Here is an 18,817-nt window from a genome sequence, read left to right as displayed (position 1 = left end):
TTGGCGCTTTCTGGGTATTACAGCATTACAGCTTTGTCAGGACTGACGCATAACCTCTACCTGTAGGGTGGCACTGCCCACCTTACTACTACGATGTAAACGAGTAGTCTGTGAAAGTCCTATTTATCTTGTTTTTAAGTTACTATCTCAGCTATTTCGGCTTGGCGATATGATCGCGATCGCATTTGGTAATACAACATCCTGTCAGTTCATTCCTTCAACGACTCCACCCTGCTACACTTCGCCTGACGGCTCCGTTTCGCTGAGGGTGGAGATTGCATCTATCGTCCACCTCAATTGTGAGTACCTCGAAAGGCGCTCACCTTTGGCTTCGTCCGACGACGCACCAGGGACGGCTGAAAAACGCCCCGTACTCTCCCAGTCTTGCCGAGAGAGCAACACTCTAAGTGCAATATTCCTAGCTCCCACAAGATCGGCGTGAAGGGTATAACCACACGACTGACACACAAAGGTTAGACCCTTATTGGGTCTATTTTCTTTAGATGTGTGACCACAGCACGGACAAGCCTGAGAGGTGTAATGAGCATCTACCTTCATAGCTAAACTTCCAGACAACACAGCTTTGTAATCAATAAAGCTGTGTAGCTCTGCAAATGACCAACGAGCCTTGTTGCTGTTAGCTCGACGCTGTTTGGCGGATGCCTTTTCGCCCTTCTTCTTGGGTTTTGTCCGCTCTCGGATGTGGGTTAGATTCTCTAATCCAATTAGGGAGTTAGGTGTTACAACTTGTGAAGCAATGCAGTGATTCGTGTCAGCGATAAACCGTCTCTCCCGTCCAGATAATGCAACTAATTTCTTGGTTGCACTGCGGGTGCCTTTACGCTGCAAAGTCTTCCTCGCTTTGACATAACGAGAAGCTTTGTGTCTCACTTTCTTGCCACTGAAAAATTGAGTCTTGTTTCGGGTATCTGCGGCAACAGCAATATAGCGTTGCCCAACATCTACGCCCAAAACTCGATTGATATCGGTTGGCGCTAATTCTGGAACCTCCACCTCCATGCTTACCAATAAATAGTAAGTCTTGGTGGGTTTCGAGTACCAGAGCTTTGCCGCTCCAATTTTGGCGACTCCAGAAGCAATCATCTCCAGATGCTTGGAGTAACCTTGGTAATTCACTTTGATTCGACCATCTAGAGTGACAACACTCACTTTCTGGTCTTTAACAAATGAATAGTCGCGTTGGTAGTTTAATGTACAGGTACGAGAAACATACTTGGGTGGTTTATCCAATCCCTTGTACCGTTTCTTGGTACGACCTGATGCAGTCGCCTCCTCGTTCTGCTTCAGTTTTGTCCGCAACGACTTATATGTTGCTCCCACTTGGCGGGGGACGTTACAAGCCATCTGCGACGGGAGTTTAAACTTCTCCCGTAGTGTGTAATAAACTTCTTTCTGAATCTTAGTGCCGTTATAGGTTTTACCCATCTGGTAGGCGACACCAGACGTGTAATTTAGCGCTTCCCTATATGCCAAAGAAGTACGGGCGAGCTGTTCTTTTTGCTCAGCCGTGACTTCTAGTTTTAATTTGGCGGTTAGGGTTTGATGCATAACACCTTCACGAATTGGTTCTATATTAATACTCTCGTGAAGATACGGCAAGTGGTTTGGATGCCTCCGTCCCTACGGCCTCCCGCTTACCTCCCCGGCGCGAGACCTTGTTCGCGCTTTCGCTCACTCGTCTTGAAGTCGGGGAGGTAAGCGGTTCTGTTGAACTAGACAGCTCAAATTTAACGTATCTGTGGGAGGATGAGAATTCATTTAGCACATCTTACCTGAGGAGTAGCACCCAACTCAGCATTAAATACATATGATGTGTTACTGAAGTAAAGTACTAACAATTTGTGTCGAATCCGCAGAAGCCTTCTCGCTCCTTGGCTGGCATTGCCGGGATTGTGGCAGTTGCCACGCTGATTAGTAAAGTATTTGGATTAGTGCGTCAACAGGTAATCGCGGCTGCCTTTGGGGTTGGGCCGGCTTTTGATGCTTACAGTTTTGCCTATGTCATTCCTGGCTTTTTGTTGATTTTACTGGGTGGCATTAATGGCCCGTTTCACAGTGCGATTGTTAGTGTACTTGCCAAGCGCGACAAATCAGAAGCCGCTCCGATTGTCGAAACGATTACTACGCTTGTGGGCGCGATACTACTTGTTGTCTCGATCTTTCTAATTCTGGGTGCGGGATTTTTCATCGACTTGGTAGGGCCAGAATTAAGTCAGCAAGCCCGTGCGATCGCAATTTCACAGCTTCAGATTATGGCTCCAATGGCTATCCTTGCTGGCTTTATCGGTATCGGCTTTGGCACCCTCAATGCTGCTGATATGTACTGGCTGCCCTCGGTTAGCCCTTTATTTTCTAGTATTACTGTCATTGGCGGCATTGCAATTTTAGCGTTGGGACTTGGGGAGAGTATTACTGCGCCGGAAAACGTTTTACTCGGTGGCAAGGTGTTGGCTTGGGGGACATTGGCTGGTGCAGTTTTGCAGTGGTTAGTGCAGCTTGGTGCCCAGTGGCGATCGGGTTTGGGCAAGTTACGTCTGCGATTCAACTGGAAATTACCGGGAGTCAATGAAGTTCTCAGAGTGATGGGGCCAGCGAGTCTTTCATCTGGGATGTTGCAAATTAACCTCTACACCGATTTATATTTTGCCTCTTCCATTCAAGGGGCGGCAGCGGCGATTAACTATGCAGGGTTGTTGGTACAAACGCCATTGGGAATTATTTCCAATGTAATTTTAGTACCCCTGTTCCCCTTATTTTCTCGCTTAGCGGCTCCCGAAAATTGGACTGAACTTAAGGCGCGGATTCGTCAAGGATTATTCTTGACGGCGCTTACCATGCTGCCTCTCGGTGCTTTAGCGATCGCGTTGGCTGTACCAATTGTCAGGGTGATTTATGAACGCGGAGCCTTTAAGTCTGAAGCGTCCCAACTGGTTGCCTCATTACTCGTTGCTTACGGCATCGGGATGTTTTTCTACTTAGGGCGCGATGTCTTGGTACGAGTATTTTACGCTTTGGGAGATGGCAATACACCCTTTCGGATCAGTATTGTGAATATCTTCCTGAATGCTTTACTGGATTATTTACTTGTCAGTCGTTTTGGCGCACCCGGTTTAGTATTAGCAACGGTAGGAGTGAACGTTACTTCAACGATCGCACTGCTTTGGTTTTTGGATCGGAAGTTACATGGATTACCTTGGCGAGAGTGGGGTTTGCCGTTTTTGGGTTTAACGGCTGGAAGTGTACTTGCTGGGTTAGCCAGTTGGGGTGTCAGTTGGGGCTTCCAACACCTTTGGAGTACTCAGACTTTATTGCTACAACTATTACAGTTGAGTTCAGCCGCGCTAGTCGGTTTGAGCGTCTTTGCCCTATTTGCTGCTCAGCTAAAATTACCAGAGGTAGATATTATTGTCTCCCGTATCCGCCAGAAGTTTGTTCGTTGATTCTTGGCGACAACCAAGCTGATGTGCATTCAAATTACATCTATCTAGAAAATAGGTGGTAGGTGGTAGAAGAGAGGAATTTTCATTCTTTGATAAGGGTGATAGGCAACAGCCTATCGCCTGTTGCTTTTTTGATTAAAGTAGTACGTTAGGAAGCAACTCCCTATGAGCATTTGTAAATTGTTGCCAATTTGTTTCTCTCTGTAGGCAAAAATGACCAACCAGCCTGACTCAAGAATCGTTCAGCCATCTTCAAGTGATACATTAGGGCTTCGATCTAGTCCCTTAGGCTGGCTTAAACAGCTAACTCAGCGTCTCAGTATTGGTACCAAGATTAGCTGTGGGTATGCGCTTGTTCTTAGTGTTGCCTTGGGAGGAACCTCTGCCGGATTCGTGTTTGGAGGTTACTACCAGCAACAGGCTACCCAGCAAAAAGAAATTGCCGAAAAAGAACTGATTCTTCTCCATCGTTTGGAAGCTGGTGTGCTAAAGGCGCGATCGCATCAACAACAGTTTATTCCTTTGACAGAGAATCCCGAACTATTGCGAGCAGAATACTCTCATTTTTTGGAACATTCCCGTGAAATTGAGCGAGTTTTCTTTGAAATTAAATCTTATATCAAGAGTCAGGATTACTCTCAACTAGCAAACCATCGTCATGATATACCAAGCTTTATCCAAACTTATGAAGATGTACCAAAAGTATATTTTCAACAGGTAAATGAACTATTAAGAAAAATCGATCCGCTTTATGTAAATTTAGAAAAGCGTGAGGAAGCGAGAAACCTACTTCTAAATTTCACCAATGGTTCTGTTGCGCTCAAGTTTGATGCTCTCGGAGATGACCTAGAGGTAGTCATTGATGGCGCTTATCAGGAAAGTAAAGAGGCACAAGCCAACTTAATAGCGGCTGAGGCGCTGCGATTTGAAATTATTGTCGCCAGCTTACTCTTATCCGTTGTGACGGCTATTCTTTTAGGCATCTACACCAGCCGTGCGATCGCTCAACCCATTAAAGTTATAACTAATGTCGCCCAGAAAGCATCTACGGAAGCGAATTTTGACTTGCAAGCATTTGTGACTACTAAAGGTGAAGTGGGTGTCTTAGCAACGTCCTTTAACCAACTTATTCTTAAGGTCAAGCACCTTTTAGTAGAACAAAGAGTAGCGACAGAAGCACTGCAAGAGAGTGAGCGGAAACTGCGTCAAGTGATCGATCTCGTCCCTCATCTGATTTTTGCCAAGAACAAAGACGGACAGTTTATTCTCGCTAATCAGGCAATGGCAAGGGCTTACGGCACCTCAGTTGAAGAGATACTGACTCACAAGGATGAAGATTTTGCACAATCGCCTGAGGAAGTTCGCCAATTTCGGGAAGCTGACTTGCAAGTTATCAACAGCGGACAGCCCAAACATATTCCTGAAGAATCTCTAACAGACCCTCAAGGGAATGTCAACGTCCTTCAAACCATAAAAATTCCTTTCCTTGTTGGTGATTCAGACGTGCCAGCCGTCTTAGGTGTTGCCACTAATATCACCGATCGCAAGCAGATAGAGAAGGAACTCCGAGAAGGAGAAGCTGCAATCCGAGCGCTCTATAAAGTCGCTTCATCTCCCAAGCTTAGCTTTGAGCAGCGTTTGCAGGGACTTTTAGCAATGGGACGGCGGCAGTTTCAGCTTGATATTGGTGTCCTAGGTCAAGTCCAAGGCGATCATTACGAGGTGATTGCAGCACAAGTGCCTCCCAAGTCTGTTGTTCAAATTAAGCAGGGAGATGTTCTTGAGTTAGAGCAGCTCTTCTGTTATGAAACATTCCATTCAACTGAACCGATTAGTTTTGAGTCGGCGATAGACTCCCCGTGGAGCAATCATACTTGCTACGAAAGGTTCAAGATAGAAGCCTACGCTGGTGTCCGGGTGATGGTAGAAGGGCAGCCTTACGGTATTCTCTGCTTTTACAGTCTCAATCGACGCTCCACACCTTTTAAGGCAAGCGATCGCCAAGTTTTGAGATTAATGGCTCAGTGGATTGGCAATGAGATTGAACGTCGGCAATCTAATGCCGCCCTAGAACGGCAATTCCAGCGAACTTTACTGCTCAAACAAATCACTCAAGAGATTCGTCAAAGCTTAGATACCGAGCAAATTTTTCAAACAACAGCGACGCAAATTGGTCAAGCCTTTGGAGTAAATCGCTGTGTGATTCAGACCTATATTACCGACTCAACTCCAAAAATTCTCTTTATTGCTGAGTATTTGGAGCCTGGATATGAATCCGTTCGTAACTTTCAAGCCCCAATAGCTAACAACCTCTACCTTGAGGCATTGCTGGCACAAGATCGGGCGATCGCGTCTCCTAATGTTGATGCCGAACCCTTGCTGCAAGAGGCTTTAGATCTGTGCCACCAGATTGGGCTGAAATCCATGTTGACCATTCGCACTTCCTATCAAGGGCAACCGAATGGAATTATTGCCCTGCAACAGTGTGATTCATACCGTCAATGGCATGATGCTGAAATCGAGCTACTCGAAGCTGTTGCCGATCAAGTAGGGATTGCTGTCGCCCAAGCTCGTCTCCTAGAGCAAGAAACTCAGCAACGAGAACAACTAACTAAGCAAAACCTCGCCCTAGAGCAAGCAAGACACGCAGCAGAATCCGCCACTAAAGCCAAAAGTGAATTCTTGGCAATCATGAGCCACGAAATTCGCACCCCGATGAATGGGGTGATTGGCATGACGGGACTCTTGCTCGACACCGGGTTGACCTCCCAGCAACGAGACTTTGCTGAAACGATTCGCAGTAGCGGTGAGGCACTACTGACCATCATCAACGATATTCTGGACTTCTCCAAAATTGAGTCCGGCAAGCTGGAATTGGAGGAACAACCCTTTGAGTTACGAACCTGTATTGAAGAATCCCTAGACCTACTAGCGACCAATGCAGCCGAGAAAAAACTGGAATTAGCCTACCTGATCCAGCCTAGTACCCCAAACTGGATTGTGGGAGATGTCACCCGGCTACGGCAAATTCTGGTCAATTTAATTGGGAATGCCGTTAAATTTACCCCATCTGGGGAAGTCTTGGTTTCTATTTCGGCAGTTGCAACGGACAACGGAGAAAAATACGAAATCTGCTTTGCTGTCAAGGATACGGGAATCGGCATTGCACCAGACCGCCTCGATCGTCTGTTCAAGTCTTTTAGTCAGGTTGATGCCTCAACGACTCGCCAGTATGGAGGTACAGGTCTAGGTTTAGTAATAAGCCAACGCCTTAGCGAAATGATGGGCGGCAGGATGTGGGTTGAGAGTCAGGGAGTATTAGGCGGAAATCCGCCAGTAGATTTTAGATTGAGGAAGGCTGACAAACATCTAGAGCTTGCTAGTACTAACGAGCAACCTCATCATCTAAGCTCTCAAATCCAAAATCCCAAATCGGCAGGCTCTACCTTTTATTTCACAATCGTTGCTGAGTCAGTTCCCCGTTCACTACAGGTTGAGCAACCACTACAACCGCCTCACTTAGCTGGAAAGCGACTGCTGATTGTGGATGATAACGCCACTAACCGACAAATTCTGACCCTGCAAGCGCAATCGTGGGGCATGGTCGTCCAGGCCGCTCAGTCAGGTTCTGAAGCTCTAGAATACCTCTCTCAAGGAGAAAAATTTGATATTGCGATTCTGGATATGCAGATGCCTGAAATGGATGGTCTGACTTTAGCCACTCAAATCCGCAAGCAGTCTAGTTGTCAGCAATTGCCCCTAGTCATGTTGACCTCAATGGGGAAGCCAGAGGCACCCTCTCAGATAGCCGAGGCAGAATTGGCGGCATTCTTAAACAAGCCAATCAAGCAATCCCAGCTTTACAATGTCTTAACTCAAAGCCTGAGCGGACAGCCGATTAAGGTGAATCAATCTTACCCTCAACGCCAGCAACTTGACCCGACAATGGCTCAACGGTTACCAAGAAAGATTTTGGTTGCTGAGGATAACAAGGTGAACCAACAGTTAGCCCTACAGTTGTTGGGACGGATGGGATATCGGGCTGATGTCGCGGGTAACGGACTAGAAGCGATCGCTGCTTTGCGTCGTCAGCACTATGACGTTGTGTTCATGGATGTTCATATGCCAGAAATGGACGGATTGATTGCTACACAACGCATCTGTAAAGAATGGTTACGCGAGCGTCGCCCTTGGATTATCGCGATGACTGCTAATGCGATGCAAGGCGATCGTGACAAGTGTATCGCTGTCGGGATGAACGACTATATTAGCAAACCAATCCGGGTAGACGAGCTAATCCGCTCCTTAAGCGAGTCACAGCCTCGTGTGAAGAATCCAGAACCCGTCCCTGTGCTAGAGGAGGCGATTGACACTTTGGTACTACGAGATTTTCGGGCTACCCTAGGTTCGGATGGCAATCAGTTTCTGGTGCAATTAATCGAGCTTTACCTAGAAGATGCACCATCACTACTGGCAGCGATGGACGAGGCTGTGACCCAAATCAATCCAGCACAAATGCAAGAAGCGGCTCACACCCTCAAGTCGAGCAGTGCTTCCTTGGGTGCAATGAACCTCTCAAATCTTTGTGAACAACTGGAAATGTTGGGACAGACTGGAACGACAGTAGGGGCACGAGAAATCATAACGCAGGTTCAGTCAGAGTATGAACGAGTCAAGACTGCTTTGCAACTAGAGTGTCAGGAAGCTTGAACTACCGCCAGTGTCACTGCTGCTGGAACTGCTCATAAGCGCGATTAATCGCTACCGCTCTTTCGTGAGCATCGACACTCTTATTGATATCCGGATGATACAGTCCCACTAGACGGCGATAAGCTTTTTTGACCTCATCTTTGTCTGCGTTTGGTTTAACGCCTAAAACTTCCCACCATTCTCCAGAGTTAGGAATCAGGATTTCCTGAATTAACTCCCAAGACACACCATAGACAACCCGATAGATGAGCTTGAGACGATTGATACCCAACCTTAATTCAGCTACCTCATGCCACTCAATAAAAGCTTGCCGGAGCATATATTTATCGTTTCGATCAGCAAGGCGACCTCTTTTAGAGAATTCTCCAAAGGTCAACGTTGGGACTCTAGATTTTCGTTCTGGCATGAAGAATGGGTTCTTGCCATCTGGTAGTGCTTGTAGCACTAAACGTGCGAAATCATCGGGTTCTGGTAAGGTCAAAAGTAGACTCAGTTCAGGACAAACCTGCTGTGATTCAGGATGATCTGACCATGACCAGTAGTGAATATTTGGCTTTGCTAGCAAACTTGCATAAGTTTCCAGCAACGTCATTTTCCGATCAATTGTCGGCGGCTCCACACCTAGCTCAGACAAGCTTAAGATTTTGTAGAAGTAATTGACGCGAATATAAAATCCTGCTCCTGAATCTTGCATCCGGATAAAGCCACCACCCCACTGACGCAGGTACTCATGGAAATTGTCTCGATCTAAGGTCTGATTGGGGATACCATTTTGCAAGAGCTGATCAACAAATTTCTTAGTGATTTGAATCGCTTCGAGATGAGTCGGTAAGCTCAGATTCGTTTCCAGATCGATCGCACTAAATTCACCCGGAAGATCGCCGACTCGTGCCCTACCTCTGAACCCAATAAACTTGTTCCGCACCAGTGGGATAGCTTCAATCGCCACATCTCGGTGAACTTGGGTATAAATCTCTCCCGCTTCCCAGAGTCGTTTGGCTTCAGATGCGATCGCTCTTTCTTGTGTTAACGATTCTGTCGTTGTCACAGTACGCTTGTGCTTGGGGACAGCCTGCCGTTCGTCATAAAGCCAATAACGCGGACGCTTATCGTTTTTTGTTTGAAAACACCCATCTGGATCGCCTGTATCCCTTGGTTTCAATCCTGCCTGGAAAAGTTGCCCGACTGTCTTTAAGGGGTCTGGGATATCCCCCCACCGACCAAAGCGGGGAACGCCTGGACAAGGGCTTATGGGAGGTTCACGCCATTGCCAGCGGCAAATTGTACAGCGGCAACCGTATTCATTCTTTGTCAGATAGTGTTTTTTCATCACAACCCCCCAGGCACTTCCACATCGGCTTAGACTACCTTCATAGAGAAACCCCGCTTAGTATTGACTAGCGGGGCATACAAGAGAGTAGAATACCGAATTGATTTCGAGCAAGGATATCAAAGGGCTTTAACAACGTTTTCACAGCGAATGTAGGTAAAGAAGCTGCAACCTAAGCAGTATCTCAAGTGAGCAAGAGCCTAATTTTATCTTTACAGAAGCTCACCAGCGTTGTCCACCTCAAGAGAGCTTCTGTTCAATCGAGTTCTTGCTCAAAGTCAGGGGAAAGCTGAAAGGGGAAGATTAGGCAGCAGTGAGGAAGACAAAATTAAACGAACACAATCTTTCTAATAATTTATAGAGAATCTTGATACTCTTCGAGCAAATCCATCAAATTCACCTGGCACTGCATGGGTAGCAAATCAGCTAAGGGGACTTCCCGTTTACCACCCCCTAATTTGACAGGAATACGTTGGAGGATTTGTTGCACTTGATCTTCTGACAAATTCTTGTTAGTCAGCAGAGGATAAATTTGTTCAGCCAAAGTGGTATGGAGATGAGCATCCCGCAAGTAGAGGTGCCACTTGGCGACATCAATGTAAATGTTTTCGCCAATTTCCGCCGCGAGGGCTTCAATTGCTTCAGTGGTGTTTGAACTAGCCATAGCGATTTAATAAGTGTTTAGTTGAGTCGCTGGCGTTAGGTTACGCCAGTTTGTGATTAAGAGGATTTTGTGGAAGGATCTTTGGCAGCCAAGGGAGAATAATCTGCGATCGCAAAGATATAAATGGCGTGTCCGATCAAAATCCCTGCCCAAAGTCCAGTGATTAAGTACGCCCAACGCCAGTCAGCATACTGTAGAGTTCTAAAGAACCAAATACCGGAATTACAAGCCGCAAACAGGGCAACATGTACGGCAAAGTTCATCCGGTCATCTAGACGGCGGTAGCTGGGGTCACTCCGATCAGGTTTACGGGGCCAACGAGGAGGCATAGATAGATGGTTGTCAGTTGTCAGTTGTTCGTTATTGGGTCTAATAACTAGCTTAATTCTACGCCTCTACCTGTCATCCTCCGTCAGATGGTAGTCACCTGACTTACCGCCAGTTTTGCTCAACAGGCGAATCGATTCAATCTGAATGGACTTTTCTAAGGCTTTTGCCATGTCGTAGAGAGTGAGCGCAGCGACAGAAACGGCTGTCAAGGCTTCCATTTCTACACCAGTTTCAGCTTTAGTCGTGACAGACGCTTGAATCTGATATCCCGGTAACTGGGAGTCAGGCATCACTTGCACTTCTACTTTGTGCAGTGGTAAGGGATGGCACAAGGGAATTAGTTGGGAAGTCTGCTTAGCTGCCATAATCCCGGCTAGTCTTGCTGTTCCCAGGACATCGCCTTTGGGCGCATTGCCAGCTTGAATTGCCTCAAATGTGGCAGCTTGCATCCGCACTTGCGCCACTGCAACAGCCTCCCGCTTAGTTGGCACCTTGGCAGAGACATCAACCATCTGAGCCTGACCCTGAGTATCTAAATGACTTAACGGTTGAGTTTTCGGAGATTCTTGCGTCATTGAATAAAGGTATGATATTATCAATAATCGGTGACTGAATAGAAAGTACACCATTCAAGCAAGGGCTTGTAGCTCAGTGGACTAGAGCACGTGGCTACGGACCACGGTGTCGGGGGTTCGAATCCCTCCTAGCCCGTCCCAGAAGAAGGCGAAAGATGTAATATCTTTTGCCTTTTTTATTTGCCGTTGTTGACAGATTACTGTCGTTTTGTTTAATTGGGTGTCATCTTGTCAAATTTACTGTTATTCGGTTGATGTTGACAAATTATTGTCACTGCATGAACTCGCATCCGCTAAGCCCAAATTGATGTAGATACTGTAATGATAAAGCTTCAATTAGCGCTAGGAGGGATTTGCTTTCAACCCACTCTAAAGCAGCCAGATTAGCAATAAATCTGGCTGCTAAACTTATGTTGTCAAGCAATCTTCAACCTACCCCTAGCTGGGATGGCAATGGGTCAATGGCGTGTGATCGCAACATATCCTTAAGTTTAGTTGGGGATATTCCTTCCCTCTCAAACTGATTGAGGTAAACCGAAGGGGGTTTGGAGCCGATTTTTTTGTTAGTACTGGCTGACAAAGGGGTGCGATTGACTAAGCAGTTGTAATATTTGGGGTCGATGCCTTGCTTTCTACACCAGGAAACAGGGAAGAGCTGGTGCGATTTAACCCGTTCAGTATTTTCACGGATGTACAACTGATGAATAGATCTTACTTTGAATTATTGAACATATTAAAAACTATGTCTTTTTTTATCTAACCTTCTAACTTTCAAAGGAGGCAAAAATTACTTTTACAAATGATTTCTGGCGAGATAATAACTTTCGCCTTGAACCTTGGGGGACTGATTACGAACCCCCGATTGAGCTGAGTGAAGAACTTTCTATCTCTGAAAGCGAGGTTGACCCCACAGTCGAGACAAAAGACTGGACGGCATTTAAGCCTCAACAACAACCTTCACTCCCCAACCGACTCATCTTTATTGATGGTCGTCGCCGCATCGATGCTGCTCTTGTGGGAGGAGAGAGAGACACCGTTTATTACGGAGCTTTTGGCACCATTGCTGTTGGTGCTGTAGACGTGAATCGAGCAATTGGTACAGCAACTTACTCACACTTGACGATTCGTAGAATTCTCGGTTTCGGTGGCAACCAACAAGCCCCACTTACCTGTATCCCCTGTCCTCTGGGTAGCACGGCTGAATTAATCTATGAACCCATCGAACCGACCTATGACAATACTCCTCAAGTTCGGAAGTCTCTCATCCAAAACGTGATGCTGAAAGCCGAGGATCGACTAGCGGCTGAACTGCTGGCAAAGGAACCTGAAACCTTGGTAATTCGAGATGGGCAATTGCGCTGGTATGACAAGCCCAATGCCATGCTGGGTTACGTCAAAACGATGCATAAAAACTACTTGCCTGGAGACTGTGCCGCTCTCCTTTGGAAGTTAGAACCAGGAGAGAGAACTCCCATTTTCTGCATCGGAAAGGAAGGCGATATAAGACGGCGTTGGAGTTGGTATCTGCGTTCTGGCACCTCGGATGTCTGCCCAAAGCGCTTGGGCTATCACAAGCTACAGGGAATTGTGCGCTTGGAGTTGTACCGCGAAGCGGTTCTCTTAGACAAGGCAGTAGAAATCGCTGACCAAAGTACCTACCTAATTCCACAGTATGCCTCCCATCCTTCCCGTGACCCCCGCGCCCCGCAAAATCTCACACCTGTTGGAGCGCTAGAGAGGGAACTGGGACGACGGATGGGCGATAGAGCAGTCATTGAACGTCGTTTGCGGTCTTTCTTTGCCTCTTTAGGAGTGATGTCATGACGATGAGTATTGGTTTTGTTCTCGGCACCCTGGAAGCCACGCCTTTAGAGTTTTGGGTTGCCGTTTCACCGGGTCATGTTTTGCGACTGGATGATGTGGTGGAAGTTCAGACTCATCGACCTGATGGTGAAGGTGTTGTCCGCTTTTATGGTGTGGTGGACTATGTCCGCACGATGTATGAAGGAGCGCAATTTGACACCGACACTTTTCTGGTCAAAAGTGGCAGTTTGCCTGCAAACATATCTTATGCCGCTCATGTCCAAGTTACCCGGATTGAACCGGAGGAATATTTACCTCCCCAGCCTGGAGACTCCGTAAATCTGGCTGTGGATGAAGATTTGAAGCGTGCCTTGCACTTTGATGGCATGGAAAAACGCATCCCAGCAGGCACGATGCGTAACAGTTTTCCAGCTTACTTGAACTATGAGTTCATCAATGGCGAGAAGGGCGCTCATATCAACATCTCAGGTGTATCGGGGGTAGCAACCAAGACTTCCTATGCTTTGTTTCTCCTCCACTCCATCTTCAATTCTGCTGCCCTTGGCGCTCAACGAGCGAATACGAAAGCCCTGATTTTCAATGTTAAAGGTGAGGATTTATTTTTCCTTGATAAGTCCAATAGCAAACTTCGTTCAGAAGATTACACCAGCTATCAGACTTTGGGGGTTCCAGTCGAGGCGTTTAAAGATGTCCGCTTCTGTGCAGCTCCCAGGAAAGGCTCTCACGATGTCGATCCCCATCTAGATCAGCGTCCCGATAATATCTCAGTATACCTATGGAGTATCCGGGAATTGTGTCGCGATCGCTTATTCAGTTTTCTCTTTGCTGGAGAGGACTTAGAACGCGGTAACTTAGGCTTTTTGGTTGCTGGTGTTGAGGAAAAACTCGCACGGTTAGCTGAAGATAACGATCGAGCAGACAAAAAAGCAAACCGCAAACCTGGAGTGCATTTGGAGGTCGAGCCTTTTGGCGCTCTCGATAAGCAAGAAGTCGAAACCTTTAGAGACTTAATCGAGTTTCTAGAAGACAAACTGGTAGACAATCCTGACAATAGCTGGTTGGGGCGCAACGCGGCTTCTACTGCCGAAGCATTGATTCGCCGACTGTGGGGAATTAACAACGAAATAGGTCACTTGATTCGGGGAGATTTATCCCCAGAACGAATGACTAAATATCAGCTTGACCCACTTTCAGACGCACACCGGCTTACAGTTGTGGATATCAACAAACTGGGAGGAAAAGCCCAAAAGTTTGTGGTGGGTGTGCTGTTGCAAAAACTGTTCTCTGAAAAAGAAAAGCGAGGACAAAACCCAGTTGTCTTTATTGTCTTAGATGAATTGAACAAATATGCGCCTCGCGAAGGTCGTAGTCCCATTAAAAGTCTACTGGTGGAAATTGCCGAACGCGGACGTTCTTTGGGCATTATTCTGATTGGCGCACAACAAACCGCTTCAGAAGTCGAGCGGCGTGTAGTTGGACAAGCGGCGATTCGGGTTGTTGGCAGACTCGATTCTGCTGAAGCGGAACGTCCAGAATACAACTTTCTCACTGGAGCTTGCCGAAAGCGATCGCTTCTCCTCAAATCCGGCAGTATGTTCGTCCATCAGCCCGAAGTTCCAGCACCGCTACTGATTAATTTCCCCTTCCCCGCCTATGCCACTCGTGAGAGTGAAGCCAGCCGCACGGAAGCAGAAATTGCCCAAATAGAAGATGACCTTGACCGTTTTTAGCAGGAAAAATTATGCGTCTAATTCATACGTCTGACTGGCATTTAGGAAGACGACTAAAAGGGGTTGATCGTACCCCAGAAATTGAAGCAGCACTCAATGAATTACTTGAGTCAGCCAAAACTTTAGAAGTTGATGCTGTCTTAGTAGCAGGTGACATCTTCGACGTACCTAGCCCGACGGCTGACGCTGAAAAAGTTGCCTATAACTTCTTCTGCCAGCTACGAGAAGCCAAAATTCCAGCGGTTGTCATTGCTGGAAATCACGACTCAGCCTTTCGTATTGATGGTGTATCCAGACTTCTATCTCATGTGGGAGTTCATGCATTAGGTAGACCCCGAAAAGCCAATCAAGGGGGAGTCATTCAGCTAGATACGCCTAGCGGCAAATTGTCAGTAGCTGCGATGCCTTTTGCCTCAGAACGGCGTTTATTGAAGGCTGAAGATTTGTGGGACAAAGATGATTTAGAACAACGCCAGCACTACAAACAGTTAGTTGCCTATCTATTTGACAACTTAGCTAGCAACTTTCGAGAGGATAGTGTCAATGTGGTGATGGCACACCTCACCCTGGATGGCGCTCTTAGAGCTTACTCAGAAGTGGATTATTACACGCGAGATACCTACAGTCTGGCGGGGCAAACCCTACCCCCAGAAGCTCAGTATATTGCCTTAGGTCATATCCACAAACCTCAACAGGTTTCCAACGCAGCTCCTACTTATTATTCAGGTTCGTTAATTCAAGTAGACTTTGGAGAGGCGGGGGAGGACAAGGGGTTTAATTTAGTGACCGTTGAACCCGGAAGACCCGCTAAAGTTGAGTTTAAATCAATTCCCTGCCAGAAACCGTTAAAGATTATCCAATGTGATGAAAATAACCTAGATGAAACGTTGGAAGCGAATCGAGAACATCCAGGTTTTTTGAAAGTAATTGTTGAACTCAATACCCCCAAAATTGGTTTAGCCGACAGTGTGCGTAAAGTCTGCCCTCAAGCCTTGATTATTGAACCGCGCTACCCGGAAGCTAAAGCCCAAAAGCGGCAACAATCCCAAGGCACTAATCAGTTTGATGCGATTGAGGAGTTCCGCAACTACTGGCGTGACCGCGTAGGAACAGCTCCCGACTCTTCCGTTTTAAAAGCATTTGAAAACTTATATCAGGAATTGAGCGATGCGACCCATTAGACTGACTTTAGAAGGCTTTACCAGTTTTCGCACCCATCAGAGTCTCGATTTTTCCACCCTCGATTTATTCGCAATTACGGGGCTAACTGGAGCAGGAAAGTCGTCTTTACTCGATGCTATTACCTATGCGCTTTACGGAAAAGTTTCTCGAAAATCGAATATCGACGAACTGGTGAGCCAAGGAGCTACTGAGTTAAAAGTCGAATTTCAGTTTTCTGTGCAACAGACAGAGTATAAAGTACTCAGAACGTGGCGGTATCGTCCCAGTACTCCAGTTACAAAGTGTCTGCTGGATAAACTTCAAGATGGGAAGTGGGAACGCTGCGATCGCACGGTGAAAGTAGAGGACATCTTAATGATGGATTTCGATACCTTTACTCGCGTTATTGTCCTTCCTCAAGGACAGTTTGATGAGTTTCTTAAAGGAAACCCTCCAAAGCGTCGAGAGCTTCTGCGCCAGTTAGCTGGATTTGAAATCTTCGAGCGGATGCGGAAAGAAGCGAGTGAGCGTGTCAAACAGTTAGATACTCAACGCAAGTTGATGGAGGGACAATTAGAGAGTCTTCAAGCTCCAACAGAAGCTGAAATCAAGGAAAAGCAAGAGCAATTGAAAGCTTTAGAAGACGAAATTCCTCAATTGGCTCAAGCAGCTACCACTGCCCAAAAATTACTTGATGATGAAGAAAGACTATTGACTCAAATCAAGCGTCAAGCTGAATTGCAAGAAGATTTAGCGACGCTAGAAGCTCAAGCTCCTAAAATTGCGTCGTTGCAGCAAAAGTTAAAAGAAGCTCAATCTGCCAGTACTCTTCAATCAGATTGGATACTCTTACAAGATGCTCGGAATCAAGCAGTCAAGGCAGAGAATGCCGTAAAAGCCGCTGCTGAAAAACTGACTCAAGCTCAAGCCGATTTAGAAGCCCAGCATCAAAAATACGAGCTTTTCAAATCTCAACAAACAGAAGTAAGAGAACAGCTAGAGATTCGCGAACGTAACTTAACAACGGCTAAGGCTTACGAGGAACAGCGCCAACAGTACGAGCAGGAGGTGACACAGGCATCAAAAACGTTTAAGTCAAAAGAGCAACAGCGTTCGGACGCAGAAAAAGAATTACAATCAGCTCAGAAAAAAGAAAAAGCCGCTCGCGCACAGCTTACTGAGACTAACGAAAAACTGGCAAAGTCCTCTCCTGGAGGCTCTCGCCTAGAGATACTCAACCAAGTTGTCTCCCCATTAACTCAATGGGAAACTATCAATAAAACCACCCAAACAGCCCGGAAGAAATGGGAAAAAGCTCTCAAAGAGCGGCAAAAAGCTGAAAGTGATTTTAAAAAGGCTACCTCGCAGCGCCAACAAGCTGATGCTAATTTCCAAGCAGCTAAAGCTGCACTCAAAGAAGCCGAACAAGCCAATACGATTGCAACTCGACACAATCATTCTGCTGCCTTGCGTGCTTCACTTCAACCTGGAGAACTCTGCTCAGTTTGCGGTGGTGTTTACCCGGAAGCTCATCAGCTACCCCCACTGTCAGAATCTGCTGAAGTGGATACCACCCCATTGCAAGAATCGGCAACAGCAGCAGAACAGGCATACCATCAAGCCTCTACCGCACTGACAAAGGCACAAACGAAGCTAGAAACACTCCAGGAGCAGGAGTCCGAGTGTCGTCAGGATTGGGAAAGCCATGAGGCTGAACTAATTCAATGCCACGCTGAAATTAGTGCTGTTTTAGATACCGAAAACTGGGAAATTTCCGCGCTAAAGCAGGCACATCAGACACTGATTGAGAGTAATGCCCAACATCAAGAGGCATTAGCTGCACAAGCCAAGACAGCGAATGAACTAGAAAAGTGGGAACAGACTTTACAGTTTGTCCAGAAAAACCATGCTGCCGTATTAGAGGATGTACAAGCTACCAGCCAAGAAGTTGAACATCGTCAGCGTAACCTTAAGGAAGTACAAGCCAAGCTACACCAGCTAACTGAAGGTAAACCCTACGAAATACTGCGCCAAGCACTAAAGCGAGATAAGCAAGACTTGGAAAGTAAACAAAAAGCCGTAGAAGAATCTTATCAAGCTGCGGATAAGCGTGTGGCTCAAGCAGAAGAAGCCGATAAACAAGCGAGAGTTGCAGCTGAGTCTACCCGTGCTAAAAGACAACAACTTGAGGCTCAGTGGGAAAAGGCGTTGCAATCAGTCAACTTCTCTGAGGAGAGCTTCCTAGATGCTCAAGTTACTCCTGCCGAACAGGAAAAGTGGAAGAATGCGATCGCACATTACAACAACGAAAAAGTTGCGTTATCAAGCCGCATTAAAGAAGTAACCAGCTCAATTGGAGACAGGACAACTGACGAGGAACTATTAGAGCAGCGCCGCCAAGTCAAATGTTATGCCGATGAACAAGTTGACCTGGCACGTTCACAACGAGCAGAACTATCAGCAGAGATGAATGTAGCTCTAGACAGGCAACAGCAAGCCAAACAACTCTTAGAGCAGCAATCCACACTTGCTGCACAGGAACAGACTTATCACACCCTATCACGCAATCTCAAGTCTGATGAATTTCAAGATTACATCTTGGAGCATCTACAAGCCGAGTTAGTTGCTTGTGCCACAGAACGACTCAAAGAGTTAACAGATTCTCGCTATGCCTTGAGAATTCAGGACGGAGAATACTGGGTTGAGGATAATTGGAACGGAGGCGAAATTCGGCGAGTACGAACCCTCTCCGGGGGCGAAACCTTTGCCACTTCCCTATCGATGGCGTTAGCACTGTCGGAAAAACTGTCAATGGGTGTTGAGTTAGGTAGTCTGTTTTTAGATGAAGGATTTGGAACTCTGGATGCAGAAACCCTTGAAAGCGTTACCCAGATTTTGCGATCGCTGGGACAGCAAGATCGACTGATTGGGGTGATTACCCACATTCGAGCCTTGGCAGAGCAATTACCCACCCAGATTAAGGTTCACAAATCTCCAGAAGGTTCGCGGTTGGTAGTTGAGGCATTTTAGAA

11 protein-coding genes and 1 tRNA gene are annotated in these 18,817 nt (G+C 46.6%); 7 read left to right on the top strand and 5 right to left on the bottom strand.

What is annotated here, in order from left to right; all coding sequences use genetic code 11:
- Positions 1–234: 234 nt before the first annotated feature.
- Positions 235–1,569, bottom strand: a complete 1,335-nt coding sequence (locus tag H6F98_RS13395; protein ID WP_192219183.1) for an RNA-guided endonuclease TnpB family protein — start codon at positions 1,567–1,569, stop codon at positions 235–237.
- Positions 1,570–1,862: 293 nt separating this feature from the next.
- Here H6F98_RS13395 and murJ point away from each other — a divergent pair, with 293 nt between their 5' ends.
- Positions 1,863–3,461 carry a murein biosynthesis integral membrane protein MurJ gene (gene murJ / locus H6F98_RS13390; protein ID WP_192219182.1) on the top strand — a complete coding sequence of 533 codons (1,599 nt, stop codon included), beginning with the start codon at positions 1,863–1,865 and terminating at the stop codon, positions 3,459–3,461.
- Between the two features lie 213 nt (positions 3,462–3,674).
- On the top strand, positions 3,675–8,171 hold the full coding sequence (locus H6F98_RS13385; protein ID WP_192219181.1) for a response regulator: 4,497 nt from the start codon (positions 3,675–3,677) through the stop codon (positions 8,169–8,171).
- Between the two features lie 13 nt (positions 8,172–8,184).
- Here the strand turns inward: H6F98_RS13385 and H6F98_RS33510 are convergent, their stop codons facing one another.
- From H6F98_RS33510 to moaC, 4 genes are all read right to left on the bottom strand, one after another.
- Positions 8,185–9,501, bottom strand: a complete 1,317-nt coding sequence (locus tag H6F98_RS33510; RefSeq protein ID WP_242058516.1) for a DnaJ domain-containing protein — start codon at positions 9,499–9,501, stop codon at positions 8,185–8,187.
- A gap of 355 nt (positions 9,502–9,856) precedes the next feature.
- Positions 9,857–10,165: a DUF3181 family protein gene (locus tag H6F98_RS13375; RefSeq protein WP_192219180.1), complete on the bottom strand. Its 309-nt coding sequence runs from the start codon at positions 10,163–10,165 to the stop codon at positions 9,857–9,859.
- Between the two features lie 56 nt (positions 10,166–10,221).
- Positions 10,222–10,494: a 2TM domain-containing protein gene (locus H6F98_RS13370; protein WP_192219179.1), complete on the bottom strand. Its 273-nt coding sequence runs from the start codon at positions 10,492–10,494 to the stop codon at positions 10,222–10,224.
- A 66-nt stretch (positions 10,495–10,560) separates the two neighbouring features.
- Positions 10,561–11,070, bottom strand: a complete 510-nt coding sequence (moaC, locus tag H6F98_RS13365; RefSeq protein WP_192219178.1) for a cyclic pyranopterin monophosphate synthase MoaC — start codon at positions 11,068–11,070, stop codon at positions 10,561–10,563.
- A gap of 62 nt (positions 11,071–11,132) precedes the next feature.
- Here moaC and H6F98_RS13360 point away from each other — a divergent pair.
- From H6F98_RS13360 to H6F98_RS13340, 5 genes are all read left to right on the top strand, one after another.
- Positions 11,133–11,206: transfer RNA gene (locus H6F98_RS13360), tRNA-Arg, on the top strand.
- Positions 11,207–12,084: 878 nt separating this feature from the next.
- Positions 12,085–12,894, top strand: a complete 810-nt coding sequence (locus H6F98_RS13355; RefSeq protein ID WP_199348450.1) for a hypothetical protein — start codon at positions 12,085–12,087, stop codon at positions 12,892–12,894.
- Complete coding sequence (locus H6F98_RS13350; RefSeq protein ID WP_192219177.1) at positions 12,891–14,624, top strand: ATP-binding protein; 1,734 nt, start codon at positions 12,891–12,893, stop codon at positions 14,622–14,624. The genes H6F98_RS13355 and H6F98_RS13350 overlap by 4 nt, the downstream gene beginning before the upstream one ends.
- 11 nt (positions 14,625–14,635) lie before the next feature.
- Positions 14,636–15,805 carry an exonuclease SbcCD subunit D gene (locus H6F98_RS13345; protein ID WP_192219176.1) on the top strand — a complete coding sequence of 390 codons (1,170 nt, stop codon included), beginning with the start codon at positions 14,636–14,638 and terminating at the stop codon, positions 15,803–15,805.
- Positions 15,792–18,815, top strand: a complete 3,024-nt coding sequence (locus H6F98_RS13340; RefSeq protein ID WP_192219175.1) for an AAA family ATPase — start codon at positions 15,792–15,794, stop codon at positions 18,813–18,815. The genes H6F98_RS13345 and H6F98_RS13340 overlap by 14 nt, the downstream gene beginning before the upstream one ends.
- Positions 18,816–18,817 lie beyond the last annotated feature (2 nt).

It is taken from the genome of Microcoleus sp. FACHB-SPT15 (assembly GCF_014849525.1).
Classification (GTDB): Bacteria; Cyanobacteriota; Cyanobacteriia; order Cyanobacteriales; family Coleofasciculaceae; genus Symplocastrum; species Symplocastrum torsivum.
This window is presented reverse-complemented; position numbering and strand designations above follow the sequence as displayed.